We start from the raw sequence: 18,716 nt of genomic DNA on the forward strand, positions 1-18,716 counted from the left end.
CCCCCTGGGTAATTACATGGGACGCAGAGACCGAACAGATGGTTCTCTGCGAGGAGATCGAAGTTCTCGGCTCCTAGATTGGGCTTGTGCTCCATACCAAAACGGTTTGTTGGCGACCTCTGCCGCGACGCTATCCCTTTGTATTATTTTGGATTTTATTAATGTCTTATATCGCGAATAATTTCGACACGACCTTGGATCGCATGATCAGCGGTGACATCATGGTGCTCGAAAGTGACCAGCCGGGCGAGACGATTGTTCTCACGGCCCTCGATCCCAATAACCCGCGGATTCCCGACCTGGATGAGTTGCCCCGGCCTCACGAGAAGCTGGGTGAGCCGGGTGTCACGAGCTGGGGCTTCAAGATTAATCCCGAGGATTACGAGTACCGGACCCACGTGGTTCGGCCGTCCGAGCGCCGACACATCAAGGCGCGCAATCGGGCGATCATCGAGACGCTGGTTCTCAACATGCGTCCGGACCTCGTGGATGTGAGGAACAGCAAGGGCGAGAGCCTCAATGATCTGTGCGACTGGCAGGTGGCATTCCTGCACCGGCACTCAAAGAAGTTCGGGCCGCATCACACGCGCTCGTTCGTCTTCAGACAGTCCGCCGAGAGCGTCATCGGGATGCTGACGGACCAGCTGGACTGATCCGCATCCCTGCCGCAGATCTTCGAGAGAGGGCGCGGCGCATCAGCACCGTGGCTCTCTCGTGCTGGCGCCTGCTGAAGCACGAGTTACTCAATGAGGCGGCGGCTGGATTCCTGGCTTCGGCTCGTGCCGACCGGAATGGGGGGATGGCGCGGCAGGCCGACAACTCCGGCGACCGCGTGGACCACGGGCGCACCATTAAACGTGCGGCCTGAACGGTCCTTTAGGCCACGCCACGAAGACACGAGCCAAATAGCACATCGCGAACACGACGCCACCAAGCACCAAAATCGCTATCATTTTGTAAGAGATATTATTATGTACTATTATAAAATTTATTTGTCCGAGTTTGATATCGAAGATCGCGCTTTCGAATACAGCTTCCAAGCGGCTGATCTCTGCAGCATATTGGCCGATTCTAGCCAATGCGGATGCGCTCTGAACGCCGCGATCGAAAAGATTGATTTCGAAGAGGTTGCCATTACCGCGATGCTCAAACCGTTCGAACAGCTCATCGACGAGCTGCAGATTGGTGAATGCGATTATAGTTGCGAGTCAGGAGACGGCGACTGCCTGGATGTGACGTTCTCGTTCGACGATTCCAGCCATGCCGCCATGTTCGGGGCCGCTGTCCGCTCGCGCGGTCTGGGGTAGGATGGAGCGAACCCTGATGACCTGCTCGACGAATCCCTCGATCTGCGCCTTCCGCGATCTCGACTCGGCGTACCGCGAGCATCTCGACGCCGTCTTGCGATAGTGGGTGAAGCTGTGATCGACGCCTTGCTCCCGGTAGTGATCCCGCGGCCAGTTGATCACCGCCGGGTCGATCCACGAGTCGGCGGACCTAACGTGGCAGGCTCCCGCCGATGAGACGCCGCGGCTTGTCGCGATGGTCCAGTCTCCGGCCACCCTCCCCGCTGTCTCCGCGAGTCGGCCTCTGAGTTGTAGGAGGGCCCCGAAGGGGCCTCACCAGAACATGATCTTGAAGGCGGAAACGAAGGTATCGTCCTGCGGCCCGTTGATCCCCCACGTCTGCTCACCACCCTGCGCGAGGATGTCGACCAGCCGGTGGCCGTAGCCCTGCTCCCGTATCCAGCCGATGATCTCACCCCGTTTGATGGTGCGGGGTGGGGGGAACTCATCCGAGTCGCCCACGTCACCGAATTCGTTGACCTCACTGACCCAGAGCACTTGGCGCCCGGTCTCGACGTCGGTGTAGATCATCATCTCTGAGCTGGCCGCCACCACTCCCTCTCAGCCCCGGTGACCACCGCCCCGTCTCGCAGAGCCTGTAGCAGGGTTGTCGAGGCCGTTCTCGACCATGACGTCATAGCAGGACTAGTCGCCCTCGTGCGCGTCGAACTCGCCTTGCTGCTCCTGCTCCTTGAGCAGTTTGGTGCCTTCGCGCTCGCGTCGCTTCCTCGGCAGATAGTCCTCAAGGTCCATCTGTCGGTCGTCGGGCGTCGGGCGCCACGGGCTTCGCTTTCGGCTTGGGCGCCGCCGCCGAGTACAGGTGCAGCACCGCGACGACCGAGGTCGGATTGTACTCGACCCGGTCCAGCACCGCGCCCTCGACCTTCAGGCAGCCGACGCGAACCGCCCACTTGACCACGTCCACCACGTATAGTGGGCGCGCTCATGCTCGGGCAGCGAGAACATCCCCCCACCGCCGAGCAGCCTGCGCCGATGTAGTGCCGCAGCGCCGCCTCGACGATGTCGCGCTTGCTGCGGTTCTCCTTGATCGACTCGCACTCCACCTCAGCAACCAGCTTTCGGTCTAGGGGGAGGTTGAACTGGCGGTACGGGCGATCTTCGCGAGGGGCCTCGGTCATGGCTGTCTTCTTGCTAGCAAGATCACTAGCAAAGCAACAGATCTAGTCTTACTAGCAAACTTCATAGTAAGTCTAATCCCAGCCTTGCGAGGCGGTGATCCGCCCCCATGATGTGGGTGACCTGGGAGATGCCCCAGAACACGTCGAGCGGGACGGTCATGGGCTCGGCGTGGTGTGGACTACGGGTTGTCAGTGATTGCCCCAGGGGTCTTGACTATCCCCTCAGCGGCGCGGGCGAAAGATTCGTGGTCCGGGACGATCTGCTCCGGCAGCGGCACGCGGCGGGGCTCGGGCATCGGCTCGGCCGTCGCAAGAGAATTCAGGTCGCACCGCACCCGGCGCCGGACCGTCGCGATCTGACCGCAACCAACCTCCCGTCCGAGTGCTTCATCGTGATTTCTTCAGTTGACCTTGGACTTCGACATCTCGACACCTGGGCACCCGACCAGCAGCGTCGCCAGGGATCGGCAGAGGCGGAGATCGCCTTCGGCCTGTGCGGCGCTGGCTGCCTTGATTAGGACCAGGATCGCGGCGCACACCGCCGCCGTCATGCGGCCTGCTCATGTTGTATCGGTCGATTCAGTATTCGACGGCCTTCCCGTCGATTTAGAAGTTCGCGCCTTGATAAACCGTGTTGTTCCAGATCTCGATGAACATCAGGCCGCCGCGGTTATTCGAATAGGTGCGGCGCTGGCGGCTTTTTTCGACCCGCCGAACGACTAGGTAAGCCTTGCGGCGCAGACGATCGACTTCGAATTTTGCCAGCTCCATCATTGCCTTCATTTTCGGATGGCAATCTGGCTTTAGCGTCGACCGAGGTCAATGCGTAATATTGCAATTCGTTAAAGGTTCGACTTAATATTTAATAAACGTGCCGGATCGGCGCAGACTGTTACGGAGTAAATAATTGCGGTATTGCTGTTTCACAATAGAGTTTGGGACTCGCAGGCGCCGGACCTGAGGCGGTCATTCCGCCTGCATTCTTAGCACCCCGCCGAAGCGCAGCCTGTAGTGAACCGCGTGCGCGACGGAGGGCAGCACGACGCGGTCGCCCACGATCGAGATCCCGCAATCGTTGAAAGCGGCCCACTCCAGCAATTCTTCGTCCGGCTCACCGAAGCGCAGCATCTGCACAGCGAGCACCGCGCCCTCGCCCGAGAAGATGTAGATCACGTCACGCACCGCCACGCGGACCTCGAACCCGTCCGGGTCGCAATCGATTCGCGTGATGGCCTTGCCGAGCACCAGGGCGAGCTTCGAGCGCAGGGCGTAACGTTCTTCGTCGTTCGCCTTCGCGAGCTTCCTCTTTAGCGTCGTGAGGCCCCGCACCAGATCCTTGGGCGTCGCCCGCAGCCGCGCCAGTTCGGCACCGAGGGTTGCAATTTCCTCGTCCAACGCCTCGATCTGGGTCGCCCGCGCGTTGATCTCGTTCATCAGGTGCTGCATCGCCGCTGGCTTGGCCTGGGCCAGCGCGAGGGTAAAGGTATCAAGCTGACGCTTGGCCTCGCCGCGGTCGTACTCAGCGCCGCCCACACGCCGCTCGATCTCCTGGGTCTTCGCCGCCGCGGCCTCGTCGCGACCCATGCGCCCGAGGTCGATGTGGATCTCGCTCAGCACCGCGTCTTCGACCACGTCGCAGCGGAAGTTCCGTTTGGCCTTGCACGCCTTGAGCCGGGACTTCTGAGTGCAGACGAGGTAGCCTGCCTTCTTACCACCCTTGTGGACCGCGTTGAGCGCCATCGGCCAGCCGCACAGGGTGCAGAAGCACTTGCCTGAGAACAGATTGCTGCGGTGCTTGCCCTTCTGGCCGGGCGAGTTGCGGGGCAAGATCTCGCGCTGGACCTTGAGCCAGTCGGCCTTCTCGATGATCGAGGGGAAGTGCCCCTCAATCCGCTCGCCGGTCGGTTGCTCCTTGCCATCGACCAGCCGGTGTGGCTTCCACACCCCAAGCACCGCCTCGTTGCGCAGGATCTTGGAGACGTAGCTGGACTGCCAAGTGGCGGCGCCGCCGAAGGTCGGGACGGCATCGCGGTTGAGGGCGAGGGCGATTCGGTACGAGCCGAGCCCATCGAGGGCTAGTGTGAAGATCTTCTTGATCACCTGGACTCGCTCGTCGTGCTCGAGCCAGCCGGTTGAGCTCCATACCAGCCACGCCGGACCATGCTTTGAGAATGGAATACCGGTCACCGCCATGCGACGTTTTGACTCAGCCTTACTCAAGGAGCGGTGGCTCTTAGTCCGGCTCTCATCGTGCGCCCGCTGCATCATCGAAATCACCGCCTGGAGGCGCCACGATTCCGCGTTGAGCACCTGCGCGGTGAGTTCCCACCCTGGGCCGAGATCGAGTAGCACCACCGTCACGCCAGCGTGGATCAGGGACTGGAAGGTGCCGAAGGCCGTCATCACCGGTTCGCGGCTCAACCGATCGACGTTCTCGACCAAGAGCGGCCCCGGCTCGATCTCGCCGGACTGGACCCCCTCCAAGAACCCGGCGAGCGCTCCCCTCTTACGGTTCGCACCGCGAAAGGACGACACGCCGATGTCGCTCAAGCTCTCATCGAGGCGGTAGCCGTGCGACTCTGCCCAGCTTCTTGCTGTGGCCAGTTGTCGCAGTATGCCCTCACCTTTGGCCTGCTCCCTGGTCGAGATCCGGGTGTAGCTGTAGGCGACCTTGACAGTCTGATTTTGGGTCATCTCATTGATCCAGCGAGAGATTTCCTACCAGCTTAGCAGTATGTGAATGCGTCGGATAGCTCGATGCCGTGGACATAAGGCACGTCGCGGGGCGCCAGCCGGTCGAGGGCGGTCATCAGGTCGGTCCGCACGTCCGGGTCGGCATTCTCCTGGATCGTCAGCGAGGCCGAGGTGTGGCGGCAGAACACCGTGAGCAGGCCGTGGCGCAGGCCCGCCTCGCGCACGAAGCCCGCGATCTCCGCGGTGATCTCGGTGAAGCCCTGGCCGCGCGTCTCGACCACGAGGCGCCCGCTCGCCTGGCGGGTGACCGGGCCGCTCGCCAGCATCTCGACGCGTCTCATTCGGTGATCTCCCGTCCCGGATGCACTTCCGTCTCGCCGCGGGCGAGGATGCGCTCGAGCGCCTCGATCCGGTCGGCCTCGGCGGTCGGCTTGTCCCAGCGGATGCGGCTGACGCGGGGAAACCGCATCGCGACGCCGGACTTGTGCCGGGTCGAGCGCTGCACGCCCTCGAAGGCGATCTCCAGCACCAGCCCTTTGCCCAAGCCGTACTCCACCTCCCGCACCGGGCCGAAGCGCTTGGTGGTGTGGTTGCGGACGTAGCGGTCGAGCTTGGCCAGCTCCTCGTCGGTGAAGCCGTGATAGGCCTTGCCGACCGGCACCAGCTCCTCGGCCCCGTCCGGCGCCTCGCGCCAGACCCCGAACGTGTAGTCGGAGTAGAACGACGAGCGCTTCCCGTGTCCGCGCTGGGCGTACATCATCACGGCATCGACGCGGTAGGGCTCGCGCTTCCACTTCCACCACGGGCCCTTCGGCCGGCCGGGCTGGTAGGGGCTGACGAGGCGCTTGAGCATCACGCCCTCGATCGCGTCGGCATCCGGCCCCGCCCCGACCGAGGCCGGGTCGGCGCGGGCCGCAGCAAGCGCCGCCCAGTCGGCGAACGGCACCAGGGGCGAGAGGTCGATGCGCGCGTGGTCGAGCCCACCGACGAAGCGCTCCAGCCGCGCCCGGCGCTCGCTGAACGGCAGCGGCCGCAGGTCCTCGCCGTTCTCGGCCAGGAGGTCGTAGGCCCGGACATGGGCGGGGAAATCCTGCAAGAGCTTGCCCGTCACCGCCTTCCGGTTGAGGCGCTGCTGCAGCACGTTGAAGCTCTGCACCCGCGCGTCGCGCAGGATCAGCAACTCGCCGTCGAGGGCACCCGAGAAGGTGATCGCCTCGGCGAGGTCGGGAAAGGCGCCGGAGATGTCCTCGCCGGTGCGCGAATAGATTTTCTGGACCTGGCGCCCCTCGCCGTCGCGCCCGCCGGCGAGCTGGACCCGGATGCCGTCCCACTTCCACTCGGCCGAGAAGTCGTCCGCGTCGAGCTTGTCGAGGTCGGCCTCCTCCTCGATCGGGTGCGACAGCATGGCGGGGCGGAACGGCGCCGGATTGACCGATTCCGGCGGCCCGGCCCGGCCCTCGACCCAGGCGAAGAGTTCCGGGTACGGCGCCTGCAGCCCGTGCCAGACCTCCTCGACCGCGTCGGCCTCGTGGCCGCCGAGGCTCGCCACCGCGGTCTTGGCGAGCCGTGCCGAGACGCCGACCCGCAATTCCCCGGTGATGAGCTTGAGGAGCGCCCAGCGCCCGGTCTCGTCGAGGGCGTCGAGCCAGGCGGCGAGCCGGGCCGGCAGCTCGCTCTTGCCGATGGTGGCGAGGCTCTCGACCACCTCCGACAGGGTCGGGACCGGCGGGTTGTTGTGGCCGGGGCCCGGGCCGCCGTCGCGCTTCGGCCAGATCAGGGCCGTCGTCTCGGCGAGGTCGCCGACGTAGTTGTAGGACAGGCGAAACAGCACCGGATCGACCCGGGCCTCGACGAGGCCGCGGATCAGGCCGGGCTTGGCCTCGCGGAAGCTGAGCGAGCCGGTCATGGCGGCGAGTGCGTAGCCGCGGTCCGGATCGGGGGTGTGCCGGAAGAAGTCCTGGAGCAGGCGCAGCTTGGCGTTGCGGCGCGGCTCGTAGGCGAGGCGGTCGAGGAGGTGGGCGAAGTCGTTCACGCCGCACTCTCCTCGGCCTTGGTCTTCCGGGCGCGGCCTCGCGCGGGCTTCGCGGCGTCGGGCTTGCTCGCTTCGGGCTCGGCACCCTCGGGCTTGGTTTCGTCCGCCTTGCCCTCCTCGGACCTCTTCTCCTGGGACTTGTTTTCCTCGGACTTGCCCTCCGGCTCCGCCTCGCCCTCGTCGCCGTAGCCCAGCATGTGCAGGGGCTTGGCCCGGATCCCTTGCGTTTCGCACCAGTGGACCAGGGCGTCCTCCTGGCCGTGGGTGACCCAGACCTCGCCGGCCCCGGTGTCCTCGATGGTGCGGCAGAGGTCGTCCCAGTCCGAATGGTCGGAGACGATGAGCGGCAGCTCGACGCCCTTCTGGCGGGCGCGGGCCCGAACCTGCATCCAGCCCGACGCGAAGGCGGTGACGGGATCGGGAAACTTTCGCGACCACAGGTCCTGGATCGCCGAGGGCGGGCAGAGCACGATCCTGCCGCCGAGCTTCGGCCGCTCCGCGGCCACGACCTTGATCGTCTCGCCGACGCGGATCCCCTCGCGGCGATAGAGGTCGGTCAGCTTCTCCATGGCGCCGTGCAGGTAGATCGGGTCGGAGAATCCTTCCTCGCGCAGGAGCGCCATCACCCGCTGCGCCTTGCCGAGCGCGTAGGCGCCGACGATGTGGGTGCGCTCGGGAAACAGCCGGACCGAATCGAGCAGGCGGCGTACCTCGTCGCGGGCCGCCGGGTGGCGGAAGACCGGCAGGCCGAAGGTCGCCTCGGTGATGAACACGTCGCAGGGCACGACCTCGAAGGGCCGGCAGGTCGGATCCCGCGCCCGCTTGTAGTCGCCCGAATTGACGATCCGGCAGCCGCCCTGCTCGATCGCGATCTGGGCCGAGCCGAGCACGTGGCCGGCCGGGTGGAAGCGCACGGTGACGTCGCCGAGCCGGATCTCCTCGCCGAGCCGGGCCTCCTGGCGGGTGCGGCAGAACTCCTCGCCGTAGCGCACCGCCATGATCCGCAGGGTCTCGGGCGTCGCCAGCACGGCGCCGTGGCCGGCCCGGGCGTGGTCGGCATGGCCGTGGGTGATGAGGGCGCGCGGCACCGGGCGGACCGGATCGATGTGGAAATTCCCCGGCGGGCAGTAGAGCCCCTCGCGGGTCAGGGTGAGGAGGTCGGTGGGGCGCGGCGCCATTGACCCTCGTTTCGGAGGACAGAGCCTCTTCTCGGCTGCGGAGCCGGGTATATAGGCGGTCCTTCCCGTCCGTCCCGCGATCCCGAGACCCTCGCCGCGATGCCCGCCCCCACCCGCTCCTCCGGCGACCTCCTCGCCGACCGCCGCTACGCCTGGGCGGAGGCGGCCCTCGGCGAGGGCGACGCGGAGGCCGCGGCCGACCTCGCCGCCCAGGTGCTGGAGATCGCCCCCGGCTACGCCCCGGCCTGGCTGCTGCTGGGCCGCGCCCGCATGCCCGATCCGGCGCAGCGCGGGGCGGCCGCGGCGGCGTTCCGGGCGGCGCTCGCCCTCGATCCCGACGACCCGCTCGGCGCCCGGCTGCACCTCGCCGAGCTCGGCGAGGCCGATGGCGAGGCCGGCGCGGAGGCGATCTCGCCGGCCTACGTGCGCGCCCTGTTCGACGGCTATGCCGGGCGCTTCGAGCGCCACCTCGTCGAGGGCCTGGGCTATTGCGGTCCGGCCCTGATCCGGGCGGCCCTGGAGCGGCTGCGGGGGCCCGACGCCCGCTTCGCCACCGTGCTCGACCTCGGCTGCGGCACCGGCCTGATGGCCGGCGCGCTCGACGGCCTCGCCGGGACCCTCGTCGGCGTCGACCTCTCGCCCGGCATGCTGGCTGAGGCGCGCCGCACCGGCCGCTACGCCCGCCTGCACGAGGGCGACCTGCGGGGCTTCCTCGCCGCCGAGCCGGCGGCGAGCGCCGAGCTCGTGGTCGCCGTCGACGTGTTCATCTACCTGCGCGAGATCGGCCCGGTGCTGCGCGAGGCGGCCCGGGTGCTCGCCCCCGGCGGCCTGTTCGCCTTCACGGTCCAGGGCCATCCGGGCGCGCACGGCGCCGTGCTCGGCCCCGACGGGCGCTACGCCCACGGCGTCGAGACGGTGCGGGAGGACGTGGCCGAGGCGGGGCTGACGGTCGCCGCGCTGGAGCCGGCCGAGATCCGGCGCCAGAACGGGGTCGGGGTGCCGGGGTGGCTGGTGGTGCTGGGGCGGTAGGTCCTCGCCTTTTCGCCACTCCACTTCCGTGCCGGCGAAGCCCGGACGGATGATCGCGAGCTTTCGGGACGGTGGATACGCCCCCTACCCGACCCTGCCGCCGCCCGCCTCCCCGCCGATCCGCTCCGCCGCGAAGCGGTCGCGCAGCCAGGCGGCGGCGGGGCCGCAGGGGCGCTGCTTGTGCCAGACGAGTTCCAGCGCGACCGGCCAGTCGCCCTCGTCGAATCGCAGGTCCGGCGTGACGAGGTAGGGCGCGGTGAGCGAGGCCGCGATGACGTGATCGGTGACGAAGGCCCAGCCGATCCCGTGCTTGACCATCTCCAAAATCACCCAGTGGCTCTCGACCCACCACACCTCGGCGGCGACCCGCAGGCGGCGCTTCTCCGGCCCGTCGCTGCGGGCGGCGACCAGGATCTGGCGGTGGCGCTTCAGCTCCTCCCACTCCACCCGCGCCTTGGCGAGCGGGTGGTCTCGGCCGCAGACGAGCTTGAGCGGCACCCAGCCGATGGTCTGGAAGCCGAGTTCCGTCGGCAAAACCTCCTGGCGCCACATCACCCCGAGGTCGGCGGCGCCCGATTGCACCATGCGGCTGACATCCTCCATCAGCGGGAAGAGCAGTTCGAGCTCCACATGCGGGAAGGTTTTGGCGAACTCGGCGAACAGGGCCCCGAGCGCGTGCTCGGGATAGAGTTCGTCGATGGCGACGACGAGCCGGTTCTCGATCCCCTGCTCCAGGCTGCTCGCCACGCCGATCAGGTGCTCGCGCCGGTCGAGCACGACCCGCGCCTCCTGGAGCAGCCGCTCGCCGGCCGGGGTGAGCACCGGGTTGCGGCCGGCCCGGCTGAACAGCGCCAGGCCCAGATCCGCCTCGAGATTCGCGACCTGCGTGCTGACGGCCGATTGCGCCTTCCTCAACGTCCTCGCCGCACCGGAGAACGAGCCGGCCTCGGCCGCCGCCACGAAAGCCTGGAGCTGATCGAGCGAGACGGCCATCTATCCGATTTCCCGATATGTCCCAACTTGCGATCGGGAGCATCGCAGATAGAACGCGGCACATCCACCACCGCTTCGGGGCCGACATCATGCGCAGCACGGGCGACCGCATCCGCCACGCCATCCTGTTCGAGGTCATCGGCCTCGCGCTCATCATCCCGCTCGGAACGCTGGCGTTCGGCCTGCACGCCTCCGCGATGGGGGTGATCGGGATCGGCAGCGCCGTGACGGCGACGGCGTGGAACTACGTCTACAACCTGGGCTTCGACCACGCGATGCAGCGGCTCAAGGGCCATACGCGCAAGAGCCTGCCGCTGCGCGTGGGGCACGCGGTGCTGTTCGAGGCCGGGCTGCTGGTGATCCTGCTGCCGCCGATCGCCTGGTATCTCGGCATCGGCCTGCTCGAGGCCCTGGTCATGGATCTGGCGATCGCGGCCTTCTACGTGGCCTACGCGTTCCTGTTCAACCTCGCCTACGACCGGGCCTTTCCGGTGCCGGGCTGGGCCGAGGCCGCCCCGGCGCGCTGAAGACGCGCCTCATCCAGGGCATCATGGGCGCTGAAGACGCGCCTCATCCAGGGCATCATGGGCGCTGAAGACGCGCCTCATCCAGGGCATCATGGGCGCTGACGGGCGCCCCCGGCGATCAGCGCCGCTTCCCCTCCCCGGCGGCCTCGGACATCAGCCGGCCGAGGCCGCGCTGGTCGTAGGCCTTGTCGGCGCGGCGCGGCGCGATGGCGCCGGTCGTCGCCGGATCAACCACGGAGGCGAGGGCCGGGCCGGGCGCCCGGTCCTGCTCGCGCAACGCGATCCAGTTCGCCGCCGTGGTCAGCGCCGCGATCGCGATGATGACTTTGATTCCACCCAGGAGGAGGCGCCACATGGCTGGTCGAGACCCACGATCTTTGTGCGGCCGGCAATCCGGCCCGTCCCGACATCCTTGAGCCACAGGACTTAACGGGCGGCCTTCACGGTCCCGGGGCGGGCCGTCCCACATCGGGAGAGTGGGCGAGGCCGACGGGACAAGTCTGGTGGGCCTTGCGCCAGGATCGCGGTTCCTGTTCCCCGGAACCCTGACGCTCCGGCGACTGCTCGGCCCACTGAGCCTCACAGGAATGAGTTGCAGAGAACTGGTCCGCCCCACCCCGTCATCGCCGACCTCTTTGCCGCACAGCCCGGACGGGTTCCGGAAGCCACCGGGCGCGCCGGCATCGAGGACGGTCCGTGTAGGACAGACCGGGCCGGAGGGGCAACCGGAATGCGGGCGGCGGCCTTGCGTCGAAACGCGCCGGCTCCGTGCGCTTGACCGGCGGGCGCCGAGAATCCGGGGGCCAAGAACCCGAGGGCCAAGGACCCGGGGGTGAAAAAAGACCCGGCGGGGATTTGGCCCGCCGGGTCGATTCATCCCGACATCCTGCAGCGCGGCGCGCTCAGCGCAGCGAGCCGCAGAAGCGCTGGATGCGGCGGCAGGCCTCTTCCAGCAGCTGGTTCGAGGTCGCGTAGGAGATGCGCAGGTTGGGGCCGAGGCCGAAGGCCGAGCCGTGCACCGAGGCGACGCCCTCGGCCATCAGGAGCTCGGTGACGAAATCCTCGTCGGTCTCGATCACCTTGCCGGATTCGGTGCGCTTGCCGATCAGCTCGGAGCAGGACGGGTAGACGTAGAACGCCCCCTCCGGCGTCGGGCAGCGCAGGCCGTTGGTCTGGTTGAGCATCGAGACCACGAGGTCGCGCCGGACCTGGAACGCCGCCCGGAACTCGGCGAGGTGGTCCTGCGGCCCGTCGAGGGCGGCAACGGCAGCCCATTGCGAGATCGTCGCCGCGCCCGAGGTCTGCTGTCCCTGGACGAAGTCCATCGCCTTGATCAGCGGCTCGGGGCCGGCGGCGTAGCCGATGCGCCAGCCGGTCATGGCGTAGGACTTCGAGACGCCGTTCATGGTCAGCGTGCGCTCGTAGAGCGCCGGCTCGACCTGGGCCGGGGTGACGAAGGTGAAGTCGCCGTAGACCAGGTGCTCGTACATGTCGTCGGTGAGCACCCAGACGTGCGGGTGGCGCACCAGCACGTCGGTCAGCGCCTTCATCTCGGCGTGGCTGTAGGCGGCGCCCGACGGGTTCGAGGGCGAGTTCAGGATCACCCACTTGGTCTTCGGGGTGATGGCGCGCTCCAGCTCCTCGGGCTGGAGCTTGAAGTTCGTCTCCATCGTGGTGTCGGCGAAGACCGGGGTGCCGCCGCACAAGCCGACCATCTCCGGGTAGGACACCCAGTAGGGCCGCGGGATCACAACCTCGTCGCCCGGGTTCAGGGTGGCGAGCAGCGCGTTGTAGATCACCTGCTTGCCGCCGGTGCCGACGATGGTCTGGCTCGGCTTGTAGTCGAGGCCGTTCTCGCGCTTGAACTTCTTGGCGATGGCCTCGCGCAGCGGGACGATGCCGGAGACCGGCGGGTACTTGGTCTCGCCGCGGGCGATGGCCTCGACCGCCGCCTGCTTGATGTGCTGGGGCGTATCGAAATCCGGCTCGCCGACCGACAGGCTGATGACGTCGCGCCCCTGGGCCTTCAGGTCCCGCGCCTTCTGGGTCATCACGATGGTGGCGGAGGGTTTCACGCGCGAGAGGGCGTCGGCCAGAAAGCCCATGATGATCGACTCCAGAACCTGTGAAAGACGCCCGGTCGGGCAGGGTCCTGGCCGTCCGGGTCTTCGAGCGGGCCGGACCCTAGTCGTGCGCGCCAGCGCGAGCAAGCCGCGCCTTGCGCGAAGAACGGGCGCCGGAGCCCGCCATGCATCGGTAGCCTGGACAATTGCCGCGCCCGCGTGAGACGGTTTCCGCGCCCCGGGACGACGGCCCCGGGCGGACGGGGTCGGCGGCGATGGGCGAGGCGGAGCGCCTGCGGGCGACGAGCGAGGAAATCGGCCTCGCGATCGACCACGCCGCCTGCGACCCCGCGGCCTGGGACGGGGTGATGGCCACGATCGGCCGGCTCATGCCCGGCATCTGGCCGGTGCTCCAGGTCGTCGACGCCGCCGCCGGGACCGGGCTGCCCCTCGTGCACTGGGGCTGGGACCCGGCCGACGTCGCCGCCTACGAGGCGCATTACGGCGCGGTGAACCCGTGGATCTCGGTGATCCTGTCGACGCCCGAGATGGTGTCGATGCATTCCGAGGAGCGGATGCCGGCCGCCACCCTGCATCACACCGAGTTCTACACCGACTGGCTGTCGCGGCTCGGCGGCATGACGGCCTCGAGCGGGATCAAGCTCTTCGACGCTGACGGCCGCCTGGCGGTGCTGAACCTGCAGCACGAGCAGGCGCGGGCGGCGCGCGAGCAGGGGCGGCTCGGCGAGGTCATGGCGCGGATCGGGCCGCGGATGCGCCGGGCGATCGAGACCAACCGGGCCTGCTTCTCCCCGGGTGCCGCCCGCGGGCCCGGGGAGACGCTGCTCGAGCGGGTGGCCGACCCGGCCTTCGTGGTGACCCGCGACCTGCGCCTCGTCGAGGCGAGCCGGGCCGGCCACGACCTTCTCGCGGAAGGAACGGTCCTGCGGGTCGGCGCCCTCGACCGGGTGCAGGTGCGGGACCCGCGGCTGGCCGAGACCGTGGCCCGGGAGGTGGCGCTCGCCTGCGGCGGCGTGCCGGAGCCCGCCGTTCTCCCGGCGAGCCAGGGGCCGGTCCGGATCGGGGCGACGCGCTGGCAGGTCACCGCGATCGGGCTGCGCCAGGACCTGCGCGGGGTCGTCGGGATGGCGCGGCTGTTGGTGCCGGACCAGCTCGCCCTGGTGGTGCTGCGCGGCAGCGCCGCGGACGAGGCGCGGGAGCGCGACCGCCTCGCCGCCCTCGGGCTGTCCCCGGCGGAGACCCGCCTCGCCCTGCTGATGGACGGGTCGCGCTCCCTGGTGCAGGCGGCCGAGGCGCTGGGCATCCGCCACGAGACCGCCCGCTCGCAGCTGCGCCAGGTCTTCGCCAAGCTCGGGGTGTCGCGGCAATCCGAGCTCGCGGTGTTCGTGCTCCGGCTCAGGCAGCGCGCCTGAACCGGAGCGGCCGGCCTCAGGCCGGGATCACGTCCACGATCTCGTAGGTGTCGGGATCGATGATGACGATGTCGTCGCCGACCAGCACGTACTGGAAGCCGCGATAGGCCGGGACCAGGGTGAGGATCGCCGGCGGCAGGGCGTGCAGCGTCACCGAGCGCGGCACCGCGACGCCGGCGCGCAAGGCGAAGTTGACCCCCGTCAGCGGCCGCACGCCGGAGCGCACGATGGTCTGGCGGAACTCGGTGCGCCGGGTGGTGTCGAGGCGGGACACGGCGCCCCGGGCCTCGGAGCGACCGCCACCGCGCTCGCCGCGTTCGGCCCCACGCTCGCCACGCTCGCCGCCGCGGTCTCCACGTTCGCCACGTTCCGCGCCGCGGTCACCCCGCTCGCCGCCACGCTCGCCTCTCTCGGCGCCCCGCTCACCGCGTTCGCCGCGCTCCGCGCCGCGCTCGCCACCCGGTTCGGCCCCGCGTCCGCCCCGCTCGCCCTGTTCGGCCCCGCGTCCGGCGGCACCCGGCTGAGCGCCCTCGCCCCCGGCCCGGCCGCCCGCCGGCCCGGCACCGCCACCCGGTTGGGCCGCGCCCGCACCGCCGCGAGGAGCACCGCCATTGCCGACGCCCCCCGCGCCGCCCGGACCGCCAGCACCGCCGCCGACGCCCGCACCCGGTGCGCCACCGGCACCACCGGCGCCGCCACCACCAGCGCCTGCAGCCCCGGCTGCGCCACCACCCGCAGCGCCGCCGCCGGCGCCACCGCCCGCTCCCCCACCGCCGCCACCGCCTGGGCCACCCTGCGCGAAGGCGGTGGCCGCACCGAGCACCAGCACGGCGGCCGTCATCGTCCCGCGCAGCATCTTGCCGCGATCCAGCTTGGTCATGACACGACTCCCGAGACTGCACCCGCGCGGCCCGTGGCGCAGGGTCGTTGCAGTGCCGGGCCGCAACGGAGAGGTGCGGGAGATGGTTCCGCAATCGGGTGCGATCCCCGCCCCCGATCTCGCTTTGTCCTGCGGGCGCCCGGCTCGTCCCGGGCGCCCTCCCCGGTTCAGCCGATCGCCTCGGCGACGGCCGTGCCGCAGGCGGTGGTGTCGGCGTTGCCGCCGAGGTCGCGGGTGCGCAGCGTCCGCTCGGCGAGCACGCGCTCGATTCCGGCGACGATCTCGGCCGCGGCCTCCTTCTCCCCGAGATGCTCGAGCATCATCGCGCCGGACCAGATCTGGCCGATCGGGTTGGCGATGCCCTGGCCGGCGATGTCCGGCGCCGAGCCGTGGACCGGCTCGAACAGCGACGGGAAATCCCGCTCCGGGTTGATGTTGCCGGACGGCGCGATGCCGATCGTGCCGGTGCAGGCGGGACCGAGATCCGACAGGATGTCGCCGAAGAGGTTCGAGGCCACCACCACGTCGAACCAGTCCGGGTGCAGCACGAAGTGGGCCGTCAGGATATCGATGTGGTACTTGTCCCAGGCGACGTCGGGGTAGTGGCGCGCCATCTCCTGCACCCGCTCGTCCCAGTACGGCATCGTGATCGAGATGCCGTTCGACTTGGTGGCCGAGGTCAGGTGCTTCTTCGGCCGGGCGCTCGCCAGCTCGAAGGCGAATTTCAGCACCCGGTCGGTGCCGCGGCGGGTGAAGACCGATTCCTGCACGGCGAATTCGCGGTCGGTGCCCTGGAACATCCGGCCGCCGACGGACGAGTACTCGCCCTCGGTGTTCTCGCGCACGACCCAGAAGTCGATGTCGCCGGGCTTGCGGCCGGCGAGCGGGCTCGGCACGCCGGGCATCAGCCGGACGGGCCGCAGGTTGATGTACTGGTCGAACTCGCGACGGAACAGGATCAGCGAGTTCCACAGGGAGACGTGGTCGGGGATCTTCTCGGGCCAGCCGACGGCGCCGAAGAAGATCGCGTCGTGCCCGCCGATCTGCGCCTTCCAGTCCTCCGGCATCATCCGGCCGTGCTTGGCGTAGTAGTCGTAGGACGAGAAGTCGAACCAGTCCTGCTGCAGGGTGAAGCCGTGGCGCTTGGCCGCCTGCTCCAGCACGCGCACGCCCTCCGGCACCGTCTCCTTGCCGATCCCGTCCCCCGGGATGACGGCGATGCGGTAATGGCGCTTGGCTGACGGCATGGGTGTCTCCTCCTTGTTATGGGTCCTGCCGTCGCGCATCGGGCGGGATCGGTCAATCGCCGATCACGCCACATCCCCGACGCTCGCCCTGCGCTGGCGGTCGAGCTCGTCGCTGTAGCGCTTGAGGGTGTGCTTCTCGGTCAGGATCCCGATCACCCGGGCGGCCTCGCGGCTCTCGACCACCGCCAGCGCCTCGCTCTCGGCCTTGTCGAACAGGACGACCGCCTCCTTGGCGTTCATCTGCGGCAGGAGCACCTCGTCGCGGTAGCGCAGCAGGTCGACGACCTTCGTCTCGGCGGCCTTGTCGTCGATCGGGGCGGCATGGGCCTCGGCCACCAGCACGATGCCGGCATAGTGCCCGGCCTCGTCGACGGCGACGACCTGGGTGCCCGAGCCGAGGGGAAAGGCGCGCCGGAACGCCGCCAGCGTGGTGTCGGCGCGCACGGTGCGGACCTCCCGGCGCATCAGCTGGCCGACCGTGAGGGTGCGGATCCAGCCGACGTCGTGGGCACTGCGGATCGATTCGCCGCGCAGGTGGAAGCGCCAGGTCGCGAAGGAGTAGCCGAAGGTCTTGCGCACGGTGAGCGAGGAGGCGATCACCGCCACCAGCACCAGGCCGGCGATGGGGAAGTCGCCGGTGACCTCCAGGGCCAGGAAGGTCATCGTCATCGGCCCGCCGATCACCGCGACGGCGAGCGCGCTCATCCCCACCACCGCGTAGGTGACGGGCGGCAGCACCATGGCGACGAGGGGCGGGGCCAGCATCACGAAGATCTTGCCGGCGAGCGCCCCGAGGAACAGCGAGGCGAAGAACAGCCCGCCGCGGAACCCGCTGCCGATCGAGATCGCCGAGGCGAGCGCCTTGGCGAGAAACAGGAAGATCAGCCCGGCCGCCCCGATCGCCGCGCCGTCCTCCGTCAGGTTGAGGTGGAGCGCCCCGTGCCCGGCCGACAGCACCTGGGGCGTCGCCACCAGCGCCAGCAGCCCGACCGCCAGCCCCCCGAGGGCGGGGCGGGCCGGCGGCGGCAGCCGGGTGCGGCGCACCCCCTCCTCCACCAGGGTGACGCCCTGCATGATCAGGATGCCGAGCCCGGCGCAGATCAGCCCGAGGCCCAGCGTCGGCAGGTAGTCGGCCGGGCCGACCGGCGGGGTCGGCCCCAGCATGATCACCGTCTGGTGGCCGAGGATCGCCCGCGACACGAAGGCCCCGGCGAGCGCCGCGGTGACCACCGGCGTGAGCGAGGCGATGGCGTAGGTGCCGATGATCAGCTCGAAGGCGTAGAAGGCGCCGGTGAGCGGCGCCCCGAACGCCGCCGCGATGGCGGCGGCGGCCGCGCAGCCGACGAGGATGCGCATGTCGGCGCGGCGCAGCTCGAAGCTCAGGCCCAGGCGCGAGGCGACGCCGGCGGAGATCTGGGTGTAGCCCGCCTCGAGCCCGACCGAGGCGCCGCAGCCGTTCGAGATCAGGTTCTGCACCGCCAACAGCACGGAATCCCGCAGGGACAGGCGCCCGCCATGCAGGGCGTTGGCCTCGATCGGATCGATCACCGGCCGGCCGGGCGCCCGCCGCCAGCGCCCGCCGAGCCAGATCACCAGACCCAGCACCACGCCGCCCAGCGTCGGCACCCCGACGGCGACGAGGGGCGGCACGTGCGGCGTCGCGCTCAGCCGCTCGTCGAGGCCGAGGCCGTAGAGCCGCTCGTGCGCGGCCTGGGCCGCCCAGCCCATGAGGCTGACGAGCCCCCCCGACAGGCAGCCGACGAGGGCCGCGAGAAGGATCAGGCCGATCTCGCCGCTGCGCACCCAGGCGCGCAGCGATCCGGGGGCCAGCACGAGGGCGCTCTCCGTCAGGGCGCGGCGGACCGTCTCGGACTTCGGCGTCATCGAACCGTCGGGGCGGGAATGGGGAATGCCCGCGGTGTACGGTGCCGGAGGCGGCGGGTCGACCGGCTTCGCGTCCGCAGCCGGCGCACTTTCCCACGCTTTCCGGTCCGATGACCGCAGATCGGCGCTTGCCACGGCGCCCGGGCCCGACTACACACCCCCTCGTCGCGAGCCGCCATAGCTCAGTTGGTTAGAGCGCTAGATTGTGGATCTAGAGGTCCCCCGTTCGAGCCGGGGTGGCGGTACCACGATATCGATGGACCGGAGACCG

19 protein-coding genes, 1 tRNA gene and 1 pseudogene are annotated in these 18,716 nt (G+C 69.2%); 6 read left to right on the forward strand and 15 right to left on the reverse strand.

Annotation, left to right across the window (positions count from 1 at the left end):
- The first annotated feature begins 203 nt into the window (after positions 1–203).
- Together BMX97_RS01850 and BMX97_RS31890 are read left to right on the forward strand one after the other, a co-directional pair.
- On the forward strand, positions 204–653 hold the full coding sequence (locus BMX97_RS01850; RefSeq protein ID WP_143074540.1) for a hypothetical protein: 450 nt from the start codon (positions 204–206) through the stop codon (positions 651–653).
- A gap of 93 nt (positions 654–746) precedes the next feature.
- Positions 747–1,307 (forward strand): hypothetical protein, encoded by a 561-nt coding sequence (locus BMX97_RS31890; protein WP_143074541.1) that lies wholly within the window; start codon positions 747–749, stop codon positions 1,305–1,307.
- Between the two features lie 312 nt (positions 1,308–1,619).
- On the opposite strand, the gene BMX97_RS01860 is transcribed toward BMX97_RS31890, so the two are convergent.
- The 8 genes and pseudogenes from BMX97_RS01860 to BMX97_RS01885 all read right to left on the reverse strand — a co-directional run bounded on the left by BMX97_RS01860 (position 1,620) and on the right by BMX97_RS01885 (position 8,389).
- Complete coding sequence (locus tag BMX97_RS01860) at positions 1,620–1,880, reverse strand: hypothetical protein (protein WP_143074542.1); 261 nt, start codon at positions 1,878–1,880, stop codon at positions 1,620–1,622.
- 208 nt (positions 1,881–2,088) lie between these two features.
- The gene (locus tag BMX97_RS01865; protein WP_091744827.1) at positions 2,089–2,274 is read right to left on the reverse strand and encodes a hypothetical protein; all 186 of its coding nucleotides are present in this window, start codon (positions 2,272–2,274) and stop codon (positions 2,089–2,091) included.
- Between the two features lie 612 nt (positions 2,275–2,886).
- Positions 2,887–3,036: a hypothetical protein gene (locus BMX97_RS32650; protein WP_177202088.1), complete on the reverse strand. Its 150-nt coding sequence runs from the start codon at positions 3,034–3,036 to the stop codon at positions 2,887–2,889.
- A gap of 55 nt (positions 3,037–3,091) precedes the next feature.
- On the reverse strand, positions 3,092–3,259 hold the full coding sequence (locus tag BMX97_RS32655; RefSeq protein WP_177202089.1) for a hypothetical protein: 168 nt from the start codon (positions 3,257–3,259) through the stop codon (positions 3,092–3,094).
- A gap of 192 nt (positions 3,260–3,451) precedes the next feature.
- Positions 3,452–5,179, reverse strand: a complete 1,728-nt coding sequence (locus tag BMX97_RS01870) for a recombinase family protein (RefSeq protein WP_091744829.1) — start codon at positions 5,177–5,179, stop codon at positions 3,452–3,454.
- A 59-nt stretch (positions 5,180–5,238) separates the two neighbouring features.
- A pseudogene (locus tag BMX97_RS01875) lies at positions 5,239–5,520 on the reverse strand (secondary thiamine-phosphate synthase enzyme YjbQ); the annotation flags it as partial.
- On the reverse strand, positions 5,517–7,211 hold the full coding sequence (locus tag BMX97_RS01880; protein WP_091744833.1) for a cisplatin damage response ATP-dependent DNA ligase: 1,695 nt from the start codon (positions 7,209–7,211) through the stop codon (positions 5,517–5,519). The gene BMX97_RS01880 and the pseudogene BMX97_RS01875, both read right to left, overlap by 4 nt.
- Positions 7,208–8,389: a ligase-associated DNA damage response exonuclease gene (locus BMX97_RS01885; protein WP_091744835.1), complete on the reverse strand. Its 1,182-nt coding sequence runs from the start codon at positions 8,387–8,389 to the stop codon at positions 7,208–7,210. Before BMX97_RS01885 ends, BMX97_RS01880 begins: the two co-directional genes overlap by 4 nt.
- 99 nt (positions 8,390–8,488) lie before the next feature.
- On the opposite strand from BMX97_RS01885, the gene BMX97_RS01890 reads away from it, so the two are divergent.
- Complete coding sequence (locus BMX97_RS01890) at positions 8,489–9,418, forward strand: class I SAM-dependent DNA methyltransferase (RefSeq protein WP_091744837.1); 930 nt, start codon at positions 8,489–8,491, stop codon at positions 9,416–9,418.
- A gap of 84 nt (positions 9,419–9,502) precedes the next feature.
- On the opposite strand, the gene BMX97_RS01895 is transcribed toward BMX97_RS01890, so the two are convergent.
- A complete protein-coding gene (locus BMX97_RS01895) occupies positions 9,503–10,411 on the reverse strand; it encodes a LysR family transcriptional regulator (protein WP_091744839.1) in 909 nt (302 codons plus the stop codon).
- 89 nt (positions 10,412–10,500) lie between these two features.
- Between BMX97_RS01895 and BMX97_RS01900 the strand changes: the two genes are divergently transcribed.
- Positions 10,501–10,938, forward strand: coding sequence for a PACE efflux transporter (locus tag BMX97_RS01900; RefSeq protein WP_091745115.1), 438 nt, complete (start codon positions 10,501–10,503; stop codon positions 10,936–10,938).
- 118 nt (positions 10,939–11,056) lie between these two features.
- On the opposite strand, the gene BMX97_RS01905 is transcribed toward BMX97_RS01900, so the two are convergent.
- Positions 11,057–11,293: a hypothetical protein gene (locus BMX97_RS01905; protein ID WP_091744841.1), complete on the reverse strand. Its 237-nt coding sequence runs from the start codon at positions 11,291–11,293 to the stop codon at positions 11,057–11,059.
- A 547-nt stretch (positions 11,294–11,840) separates the two neighbouring features.
- Positions 11,841–13,043: a pyridoxal phosphate-dependent aminotransferase gene (locus tag BMX97_RS01910; RefSeq protein WP_091744843.1), complete on the reverse strand. Its 1,203-nt coding sequence runs from the start codon at positions 13,041–13,043 to the stop codon at positions 11,841–11,843.
- Between the two features lie 233 nt (positions 13,044–13,276).
- Between BMX97_RS01910 and BMX97_RS01915 the strand changes: the two genes are divergently transcribed.
- A complete protein-coding gene (locus BMX97_RS01915) occupies positions 13,277–14,434 on the forward strand; it encodes a helix-turn-helix transcriptional regulator (RefSeq protein ID WP_091744845.1) in 1,158 nt (385 codons plus the stop codon).
- A 16-nt stretch (positions 14,435–14,450) separates the two neighbouring features.
- On the opposite strand, the gene BMX97_RS34310 is transcribed toward BMX97_RS01915, so the two are convergent.
- The 4 genes from BMX97_RS34310 to BMX97_RS01930 form a co-directional block, all read right to left on the reverse strand.
- Positions 14,451–14,708: a DUF1236 domain-containing protein gene (locus BMX97_RS34310; protein WP_348273105.1), complete on the reverse strand. Its 258-nt coding sequence runs from the start codon at positions 14,706–14,708 to the stop codon at positions 14,451–14,453.
- Positions 14,636–15,250: a hypothetical protein gene (locus BMX97_RS01920; protein WP_348273106.1), complete on the reverse strand. Its 615-nt coding sequence runs from the start codon at positions 15,248–15,250 to the stop codon at positions 14,636–14,638. The genes BMX97_RS34310 and BMX97_RS01920 overlap by 73 nt, the downstream gene beginning before the upstream one ends.
- Before the next feature lie 231 nt (positions 15,251–15,481).
- Positions 15,482–16,561 carry a tartrate dehydrogenase gene (locus tag BMX97_RS01925; RefSeq protein WP_091744849.1) on the reverse strand — a complete coding sequence of 360 codons (1,080 nt, stop codon included), beginning with the start codon at positions 16,559–16,561 and terminating at the stop codon, positions 15,482–15,484.
- A gap of 63 nt (positions 16,562–16,624) precedes the next feature.
- On the reverse strand, positions 16,625–18,445 hold the full coding sequence (locus tag BMX97_RS01930) for a chloride channel protein (RefSeq protein ID WP_091744851.1): 1,821 nt from the start codon (positions 18,443–18,445) through the stop codon (positions 16,625–16,627).
- A gap of 171 nt (positions 18,446–18,616) precedes the next feature.
- Here BMX97_RS01930 and BMX97_RS01935 point away from each other — a divergent pair.
- Positions 18,617–18,693 (forward strand) — tRNA-His (locus BMX97_RS01935).
- Positions 18,694–18,716 lie beyond the last annotated feature (23 nt).

It is taken from the genome of Methylobacterium sp. ap11 (assembly GCF_900110515.1).
GTDB lineage: Bacteria > Pseudomonadota > Alphaproteobacteria > Rhizobiales > Beijerinckiaceae > Methylobacterium > Methylobacterium ajmalii.

Excerpts from the sequence above, each read along its gene's own strand:
- BMX97_RS01910 (WP_091744843.1), bottom strand. The coding sequence starts at position 13,043 with ATGGGCTTTCTGGCCGACGCCCTCTCGCGCGTGAAACCCTCCGCCACC.
- BMX97_RS32650 (WP_177202088.1), bottom strand. The coding sequence starts at position 3,036 with ATGACGGCGGCGGTGTGCGCCGCGATCCTGGTCCTAATCAAGGCAGCC.
- BMX97_RS31890 (WP_143074541.1), top strand. The coding sequence starts at position 747 with ATGAGGCGGCGGCTGGATTCCTGGCTTCGGCTCGTGCCGACCGGAATG.
- BMX97_RS01860 (WP_143074542.1), bottom strand. The coding sequence starts at position 1,880 with ATGATGATCTACACCGACGTCGAGACCGGGCGCCAAGTGCTCTGGGTC.
- BMX97_RS01870 (WP_091744829.1), bottom strand. The coding sequence starts at position 5,179 with ATGACCCAAAATCAGACTGTCAAGGTCGCCTACAGCTACACCCGGATC.
- BMX97_RS01925 (WP_091744849.1), bottom strand. The coding sequence starts at position 16,561 with ATGCCGTCAGCCAAGCGCCATTACCGCATCGCCGTCATCCCGGGGGAC.
- BMX97_RS01915 (WP_091744845.1), top strand. The coding sequence starts at position 13,277 with ATGGGCGAGGCGGAGCGCCTGCGGGCGACGAGCGAGGAAATCGGCCTC.
- BMX97_RS01895 (WP_091744839.1), bottom strand. The coding sequence starts at position 10,411 with ATGGCCGTCTCGCTCGATCAGCTCCAGGCTTTCGTGGCGGCGGCCGAG.
- BMX97_RS01930 (WP_091744851.1), bottom strand. The coding sequence starts at position 18,445 with ATGACGCCGAAGTCCGAGACGGTCCGCCGCGCCCTGACGGAGAGCGCC.
- BMX97_RS01850 (WP_143074540.1), top strand. The coding sequence starts at position 204 with ATGATCAGCGGTGACATCATGGTGCTCGAAAGTGACCAGCCGGGCGAG.
- BMX97_RS32655 (WP_177202089.1), bottom strand. The coding sequence starts at position 3,259 with ATGATGGAGCTGGCAAAATTCGAAGTCGATCGTCTGCGCCGCAAGGCT.
- BMX97_RS01905 (WP_091744841.1), bottom strand. The coding sequence starts at position 11,293 with ATGTGGCGCCTCCTCCTGGGTGGAATCAAAGTCATCATCGCGATCGCG.
- BMX97_RS01890 (WP_091744837.1), top strand. The coding sequence starts at position 8,489 with ATGCCCGCCCCCACCCGCTCCTCCGGCGACCTCCTCGCCGACCGCCGC.
- BMX97_RS01885 (WP_091744835.1), bottom strand. The coding sequence starts at position 8,389 with ATGGCGCCGCGCCCCACCGACCTCCTCACCCTGACCCGCGAGGGGCTC.
- BMX97_RS01900 (WP_091745115.1), top strand. The coding sequence starts at position 10,501 with ATGCGCAGCACGGGCGACCGCATCCGCCACGCCATCCTGTTCGAGGTC.